General features: G+C 63.1%; 3 protein-coding genes and 1 pseudogene. All 4 read left to right on the top strand.

Features of this window, described 5'->3' with window-relative positions; all coding sequences use genetic code 11:
- Positions 1-85: 85 nt before the first annotated feature.
- The 4 genes and pseudogenes from P1T08_18615 (at position 86) to P1T08_18600 (ending at position 2,844) form a co-directional block, all read left to right on the top strand.
- Complete coding sequence (locus tag P1T08_18615; protein ID MDF1598086.1) at positions 86-409, top strand: cupin domain-containing protein; 324 nt, start codon at positions 86-88, stop codon at positions 407-409.
- A 32-nt stretch (positions 410-441) separates the two neighbouring features.
- Positions 442-1,375 (top strand): annotated as a pseudogene (locus P1T08_18610) (carbon-nitrogen hydrolase family protein).
- Between the two features lie 10 nt (positions 1,376-1,385).
- Positions 1,386-2,240 (top strand): SDR family NAD(P)-dependent oxidoreductase, encoded by an 855-nt coding sequence (locus P1T08_18605; protein ID MDF1598085.1) that lies wholly within the window; start codon positions 1,386-1,388, stop codon positions 2,238-2,240.
- A gap of 130 nt (positions 2,241-2,370) precedes the next feature.
- Positions 2,371-2,844 carry an ABC transporter transmembrane domain-containing protein gene (locus tag P1T08_18600; protein MDF1598084.1) on the top strand — a complete coding sequence of 158 codons (474 nt, stop codon included), beginning with the start codon at positions 2,371-2,373 and terminating at the stop codon, positions 2,842-2,844.
- The last annotated feature ends 10 nt before the right edge of the window (positions 2,845-2,854 follow it).

Genomic DNA, 2,854 nt, shown 5'->3' with positions numbered 1-2,854 from the left:
ACACCGCCTGGGCCCACCGCCAGACAACACGAGACAAAGCCGCCGCTTGACAAGATACAACCCTGGGGTGTCTAGCCTTGACCGAATGGACACATCACTCGCCACCGTCATCACCGACCTTGCCTCAGAAGTGGAAATCCCGAAAGACGGAACCCTCAGCCGGGTTCTATACAAGGACGACGAGATCCGCCTGGTGCTGTTCGCCTTCGACACGGACCAGGAACTCACCGAACACACGGCATCCAGGCCGGCGATCGTGCAGATCATCAGCGGGCGAGCAGAACTCGTACTCGGCGAAGAGAAGACGGTTGCCGTTCCAGGATCATGGGTGCATATGCCGGCCCACCTCCAACACGCGGTTCTGGCGTTGGAACCGACGATCCTGCTGCTGACCTTGATCCGCCGGTAGTCAACGAGCGACCAGCGACTAACTTCCACTCCGTGCGTATTGCTGCAGCCCAAACAGCCCCGGTCTGGGGAAACAAGGAAGCCACCACCGACCGGGTGATCGAATGGATTCAGAAAGCGGCCGAGGACGCCGTGGATCTGGTCGCGTTCGGGGAGACGTTCCTATCGGGCTACCCATTCTGGGTGACACGCACCGATGGTGCGCGCTGGGTAGCCGGGGATCAGAAGGCCGCATATGCGTTCTATCTCGAAGTCGCGGTAACGCTCGATGGTCCCGAGCCGCAAACTATCGCCGGCACTGCGGCCGAGACCGGGGGTGTTCACGTATCTGGGTATCACCGAGCGATCGGCCAGCGGAGGAACCGTCTACGCCACTCTCGTCGCAATCGATCCCTCCAACGGCATCGTGTCCGCACACCGGAAACTGATGCCGACCTTCGAAGAGCGTCTTGTGTGGGGCACCGGCGACGGACACGGCCTCCAGGTGCATGATCTGGGGAGAGCACGGGTGGGAGGTCTCAACTGCTGGGAAAACTGGCTGCCAACGGCTCGACACGCCCTCTACGCCCAGGGTATGGATCTCCACGTGGCCGCCTGGCCGGGTTCCGCCGAGCTGACCGAGGACATCACACGCTTCATCGCCAAAGAGGGGCGGTGCTTCGTTCTCTCGGCGGGAGCGCTGCTCCGCCCCGGGGACATCCCGGACGAGTTCCCGCTTCATGATGAGGCCGTTGCGGGTGCTGAGGATTCCTTTTACAACGGCGGTTCCGCGATTGCCGGACCCGACGGACGCTGGGTAGTCGAGCCGGTCGCCGACGAGGAGCGTCTGGTCGTGGCGGACATCGACGTGACGGCCGTCCGCGGCGAAAGACAGAACTTCGATCCGTCCGAGCACTATTTCCGAGGTGACGTTTTCGATGTGAGCGTCGATCGTCGTCGTCTCGATCCAGCCACGTTCAGAGATTGAGGATCCTCCATTGACCGAGTGGAACATCCGCGGCAAACAGGTATTGATTACCGGCGCCAGCGCGGGCATCGGAAAAGCCACGGCGCTCGAATTGGCCGCACGCGGTGCAACTCTGACCCTCGCCGGTCGGTCGTTGGGAAAGACGGAGACGGTTATCCGCCAGATCGAGACGGAAAGCGGTACCGCCGATTTCCTCATGGTCGACCTTGCGTCTCCTGGTTCGGTGCGAGATGCCGCCCGCACCTTCCTTGCTTCCGGACGTCCGCTCGACGTCCTGGTGAACAACGCGGGCGTTGGCGGCACAAAAGGCGTCAGCGCTGAGGGTTTCGAGATCGCCTTCGCCACGAACCACCTCGGCCACCACCTCTTGACCAGATGGCTTGAACCCCTCCTGATCGATTCGGCCCCTGCTCGCCTGGTCGTCGTCGCCTCATCGGTGCACCACAACGTCAAAGAGGTCAAGTGGGATCGCCTCCAACGACGAACCTCATCCGTTCTAGGCAACCCGGAGTACCGGGTCTCCAAGCTGGCCAACATCCTCGACGGCCGCCAATGGGCGCACCGCCTCGACGGGAGCGGTGTCGATGTGCACATCGTGCATCCTGGATTGGTCGCCAGCGAGATCTGGCGGGATCTTCCGCGACCGCTGCGAATGATGTTCGCCAGGCAAGGGCAGACAATCGAAGAGGGGGCGGACACCTCTATCTGGGCGGCGAGCGAGCCTCACCTGGCAGGGGTCAGCGGACGGTACTACGGGAAGCGATCCGAGAGGACGATCAGCAACCTGGCGGCCGACAACGATCTGGCGCAGGAGATGTGGGACCGCACCGAAGGCTGGCTGGCCCAGTGGTTGCCACCCGGCTAATTGCACCGCATCCGCCCGCCGCGATCCGGTAGCTTTCGTCTTCAACCAGCACCAGAACTCCCGTTTTCGCGCGGGGATCGCGCCCTATACGGTGGGAATCCCGCGCGAAAACGGAATATGAGAAGAGCGCATGACGGCACCCAGTTATCGGCAGACACTGACTCGCTACCTCCGGCCGCAGGCCGGGCGCGTGGCGATGCTCAGCGCCGCCCTGCTGGCCTCCATCGGGCTCCAGATCATCGTTCCGCTGATCCTGCGCCGGTTCATCGACTCAGCGCTCGCAGGCGCGGCGCTGGCCGGGCTGGTCGGCGCCGGTATCCTCTATCTAGTGGCAGGGGTCGCCAACCAGTTCCTCTCCGCCGGCGCCACCTACCTCGGGGCCGACGTGGGGTGGACCGCCACCAACGCCCTTCGTGAGGACCTCGCCGAACACCTGCTCGGCCTCGACATGGGATACCACACCGATACCACCCCGGGTGAGATGATCGAGCGGGTCGACGGCGACGTCACCGCGGTTGCCAACTTCCTCTCGAGGTTCTTAGCCTGGATCCACCGGTCTGATCGGTGTCTGACGGTTGGGATTGACATAGAAAATGCCTTCTGACCTGGGAGAA

The sequence above is a fragment of the Acidimicrobiia bacterium genome (assembly GCA_029210695.1).
In the GTDB taxonomy this organism is placed as follows: Bacteria; Actinomycetota; Acidimicrobiia; order Spongiisociales; family JAHEDJ01; genus JAHEDJ01.
This window is presented reverse-complemented; position numbering and strand designations above follow the sequence as displayed.